Origin of the sequence: Thomasclavelia saccharogumia DSM 17460, assembly GCF_000686665.1 — a bacterium.
GTDB lineage: Bacteria > Bacillota_I > Bacilli_A > Erysipelotrichales > Coprobacillaceae > Thomasclavelia > Thomasclavelia saccharogumia.
Genome location: NZ_JMLH01000102.1, coordinates 1 through 6,144 on the forward strand (window position 1 = coordinate 1; position 6,144 = coordinate 6,144).

Annotated in this window: 1 protein-coding gene; it reads right to left on the minus strand. The window is 31.6% G+C overall.

Annotated features, from left to right (window positions below; genetic code table 11):
- Positions 1-5,486: glycoside hydrolase family 2 TIM barrel-domain containing protein (locus BR82_RS16480; protein ID WP_051592850.1), on the minus strand; the 5,486-nt coding region annotated here is incomplete at its 3' end.
- Positions 5,487-6,144: the final 658 nt, after the last annotated feature.

The window sequence follows — 6,144 nt, forward strand, 5'->3', positions numbered from 1 at the left end:
TGCATTGCATTTTCATTATTCATTACTGTATTTGCTGCTTCTAGGGCTTCTTTAAATGCTGTCCATGAAGCTGATGTATAGTCTTTTTCAACGTAACTGTTTGCTTCATTGATCAAGGCTTCTAATTCGCCCTTATCACCTTTTACAAATTCCAGCATCTGCATTACTTTTGATAAACGTGTAAATGAAGCATTGACTGTTTCCTGACTGACACTGTCATCATTTAAAACCATATTTGCTTCTTGTAACGCTGCTTTAAATTCATCAACGACAATAGGAACAACATTAGCTAACTGTTCTTCAGTTACGTTATTTGCCATTTCTACAGCTATTGATAATGCTAATTTATCAGTAGTTATAATTTCTTTTTCTACTAAGTTATCTTTTGCAAGCTGTAATTTTTCAATAGCACTATCAATATCGTTTTGATTAACAGCATTTTCTAAAACTGTTCTAGCTTCTTGGCGTATTTCAACAAGTTCTAACCAGCTTTCTTCAGTATAATCATTTTCTTGTAATTGATCACAAATATCTAATAACTGTTGTAACTTAGAAAAATCTAAATCGACAGCTGATTTAATTGTATAAATAAATTCTTGATCACGAATATCTTTTACAACAATTTTATCGTTTCGAGTAACTATATCATTACTATTTTTTATAATTCCTTCATTAGTTTGAATTTCTACTGTACAATTTCCTTTTGGCTGCAGCATAGCTATAAGCTTAGCGACACTAATTGAAGTATCATCAAGTTTAACTGTTGCACTACTTTCATCAACAATATTTCCCCCAAGTCGCCAACCAAATACTTTTATTTCCTTTACAACAGCTGGAATATATGCTAGCTGTAAGCTAGAACCATTTACTGTTAAATTCATATCTTTAATTTGTGATGTTTTTCCTTCAACCCAATGCTCGCTATGATCCTGAATCGTATTATCATTATTAACTAGATCATAACCACCAGCTATTCCTACTGGATTCAAGGCATGTAATTCATATTGATAAGAGCGTTTTGAAGCTGAATTAAACCAGTCAATCGTAACTCCAGTAAGATAGAACCAATCATTTGTATCTGCTTTTTCAGTAAGGTCTATATGAGCTGTTGCTGGATAATAGCTTTGAGTTCGAGCTGCATTCATCACTCCACTCCATCTTGTATCGATATTACCATCATTGATATTAGTAACAACAAAGCCTTTAGCCACATCTTCATTAGCGACGATCTTACCATCTACCTCTTCTTCGGTAACTAATGCCTGTACCGGCTGATTTTGAGATATCGGAGTAGTACTATGATCAGCAAATGATAAAGTATAGGTATCTTTAATTTCTTGATTTAAACTTTCAATAATTAAAGAAACACCTTCATAAATAACATCTTGATCATCTAACTCATTATTACCATCAACAACACTTATTTTTGCATTTCCATCAATTTCTAATTGATTCAATAATTCTGCTACCGTAGTTCCAATACTTAAACCACTAATAATATGATTACTTTCATCAACATTATATACTGCTGAATTTATTTGATAACCTTCTATTTCCATCTCCCAAACACTCGGAGCATGATATGCATAACTTGTGCTTTTACCATCAATTTCTAATAGAACATATCGTCCCTTAGCATTTAAATCTTCTATTACATGATTTTCTTTTTTCTCAATATTATCACTACCATCAACAATTAAATATTTTTCATCAATTGTTTCTTGCTGTAAAACTTCTAAGTTATCTGAAGCATAGATTTTATATGTATAATAACGATTTACATTATTTTCATTATGTGGAGTCGTTCCCCCATAGAAAGTTAAATCTATATGATTCAAATGATAATCAGCCCCTAAATCAATGCATACTTTAGCAGGATAAATTGCTTTATCATGAGCAGCATTCATCGCACCGCTCCATCTTGTATCAAGTTTGCCATCATTAATATAATGAGCAGGTGCATAATTCTTACCATGAACAAGATCATTTTCGCCTTCTAAAACATCTTCATTAGGTTTAGTTACACCATCACTATCTACGCCTTCAAAAGCAATTACTTTTTTATTTTGTGAAACTGGCGTAGTATCTAAACCGCTCTTTTCTAGAGCATAAATAATTTCTTCATCTCCTGTGCTAATAACAACTTTCATCTTAGCATCAAGTTCACCGCTACTAACAGTATTACCATCTTGATCAATGATCGAAATCTTATCAAAGTTTCCATCAACTATTAGATTTCCTAATAAATCTTCAACATTATCACCTGACCAGCCTTTTATTTTAGCATTGGCATTATCAATGCGATAGATATCACTCTTTAACATAAAACCATGTACTTCAACTTCACGAATATACATTGAGGCTACTGAATTAGTTGCCGAAAGTCCTTCAATTTTTACATATCGAGCTAGTTGTGGTTCAAAATTACGATTAGACCAGCTCATTCCACTGCTTTGATCACTACTCTTAGTTGAATCAATAACTTTAGTCCAATTTACATTATCCTGGCTTAAATAAACCGAATATGTAAATGTACGATGACTGGTGTCATGATCCCACCATAATACATTAGTATCATAAACATAATAAGTATTTTGTAAATCAATAATTGCATTTTGTGGTGACTGTGTAGATAAAGCTATTCCTGAATTCCATGCCGTATCTGTTTTACCATCAACCATATTTTCTTTTGGTTCGCCACTTTTTTCATTTTCTACGATTACTGGCTTATTTCGTGATATCGGCTGAACGATTACTCTATACCAAACCGCATGTTCTTGATCTTCACTGATTGCTTTGATCCACATATCATAACTAATCAATATATCATCATCTAATAAAGTACTCTTATCACTATCATAAACTTCAACACTAGTACCATTTGATAAAGTTACATTTGCTTTAAAGTCTTGTACTTTAGTTCCCGCCGGAATTCCTGAAACAGTACTATTTTCATCATTTACATATGCAAAATTATATAGATTTGAAGAGATTGAAACTGTATCATATAATTTTCGATTCCATGTTGTTTCATCAATATATGTTTTACCGTCTTTTCTACCAATTGCAACAATATGATTTTCACCTGATTGTAAAGTTATATCCCACATAAATTTATGCTGTTCAACTTCACTTGCTGTTACAATACCCTGAGAAACACCATTTACGATCAATTCAACTTCATCCATATTAGCATATACTTTTGCTGAAATAACATCCTGATAACGATTTTCAAATCTTTTACTTGTAATATGTAAAGTTGGATCTTTTGACCAGGTAGCCCGATAAAAATAATATACATCTTTTTTCAAAGTACGGTCATATGAAACCATTCCTTTGTTATTAATTCCTTTTCTACCAGCTTCACTGCGACTATCAGAACCAAACTCAAACATATTCCATACAAAAGTTCCCCACAACCATGGCCGCTCTTCTATTGCCTGATAGTAGATTTCGTGCCACTGTGCTTGGAATTCTTCAGTTTGATAAGCATCAAAGCTAGTTCCTACTCGATATCCAGGATTTTCTTCATGATATTCAACATTACTTCCAACCCCGTATTCACTCATTCCAATTTTTCCATTTACATTAACGGTAATTGTTTCGCCGGTACTTTCATCGGTAACATCAATAGTATCATGACTCTGAGCATATTCTTTTACTTGATCAAGCCAAGTTCCAAAATAACGTACATCCTGTGATTCGTATAAACCAAAATATTTATTCCATGCACTAACATCAGACTGCCAGCTTAAAGCAGCGCTTTGACTTTGTGCCGTTGCTACAGTAACTAAACGTGAATCATCTAATTCATGAGATAATTCATATAGATCACGTAAAAGCGTATTTATCCTTCCGCCATTATTTGGCCATTGTTCATTATGAATTCCCCATACAACGATCGATGGATGAGAGATATTTTGTTTTATTAATTCCTCTAAATTATTTTTTGTACTTTCAGTAAAATGTTCACTTGCTGTCATGCTATTAACTAACGGAATTTCTGCCCATGCACAGATACCGTATATATCAGCTAATTCATAAGCATATTCATCATGTTGATAATGAGCCAAACGCAAAGCATTAGCACCAATATCTGCAATCATTGCCATATCTTCTTCCTGGTCTTTTTTACTAACTGCATATCCTTTATCCATGCGGTCTTGATGCTTATTTACACCACGTAATGGATATGATTCACCATTTAAGAAAAATCCTTCATTTTCATCAACATAATAAAATCTAAAACCAATTTTTTTATACACAACATCTTTGATATCATTATTTTCATCGTATAAGAACACTTTTACATTATATAAATATGGATCTTTAACCCCATTCCATAAATGAGGATCATCTACGATGATTTGTTCATTTACATTTTGGATTTCGCCAGTACCATTAATTTCAATTTTTTCATTTCGAGAAACTTCATCCCAATTTGCATCATACACAACTGTTTGCATATATGCCTTTTCCTCGTTATTAACAGCAACTCTAGCGTCAATATTAATTTTACCACCAGCACCAAAAACATCTGCAACTGTAGAATCTTTAGTTACATTATCAATTACAGCCTGATTAATTAAAACCCCTTCACTTCCATGATCTAATAAATCAAAATGACTATCATCAACAGCAATAATATTAACATCACGGTATAAACCACCAAATACTGTAAAATCTCCTGACAAAGGCATTAATGAATTAACTCGGTTATCTACACATAACGCTATTTGAGTTAAACCATCTTTTTTTACATAATCAGTAATATCAAATCTAAAATTAGAATATCCACCTTCATGCTGACCAAGATATTTTCCGTCTACATATACGTCAGTAATCTTACAAGCACCCTGTACTTCTAAAAATACATTTTTATTTTCATAAGTATTACTTGTAAAATCTACATCAGTGATATACCATCCTTTACCTTTAACATAATCATTATTACCATCAGCACCATCTTCACTGTTCCAGCAATGTGGTACTTGTACATGTTCCCAATTATTATCAATAGCAGGAACCGTTTGACTGTCAGGTACTTTTTCCATATCTTTTTCTAATTTAAACCGCCAGTCATTGTCATTAATATTTACTTCTGTATGAGCAGTTTGTTTATATACTGGCTCAATTACTTGAACATTAAATTGTCCATTTTCTATTTTACCGTCTTTTTTTGCAGTTACTTCTATTGTCGTAGTTCCAACTTTTTTAGCTTGTATAACTATTGCATTTTCTTCTAAAGATACCTCAGCTATTGATGAGTCTTTAGAATCAACCAATAATTCTACGCCTTCTTCTGGATATGTAGTTACAAATACATGGGTCTTTGTATCTACTTCCAAACTTTTTACATCCCGTAATCCTTGAATTGAAAGATCACTAATAACTGTACTTTCCAATTCTTTTCCCTGAACTGATAATGGTGTTATGACGGAAAATAACATTGTCATTACCAGCAACACAGAAAATAGCTTTTTCATAAAAATCCTCACTTTCTTTAATATTCTTTCCCCACATAGAGTTTTAATTATATTTAAAAAAGACATCATAGAAAGCTGATATCTTAATTAAGATATAATTGTAAAACTTCTCTATAGCTAAATGATAAAGCGCTTACATAAATTTGTCAACGATTATTAAAGCAATAATTTAATGTCCAAATAAAAATAAAACTTTAATGAAATAAAGTTTCTAGGTTAATTCTTTTTCAAATATCTTTTTACTAATTATAAAAGTAACTACAAGAATTGCAAAAAAATATCAAAAGGGTTTTTTAGAGTCATAATTACAATAAATAATCCTACCAGAAGTCCAAAGATCTAAAAAATGATTTTATCAAAATATCATTTTCTTTAATCAACAGAATTTGATTAATCAAATTCTGTTGTGGTGTTATTACTGAAATCAGATTTCAATACATCTTATGTTGTTATTAAACCAAACTAGCACGTAATTTTGGAGAACAGTATACCTAATTCCAATACATCTTATGTTGTTATTAAACTGCTGATAATACTAACGATGCATATCACTATGCAACATTTCAATACATCTAATGTTGTTATTAAACTTCCTGTAACGTATATATTAAGTGATGTTTTTAGATTTCAATACATCTAATGTTGTTATTAAACCTAC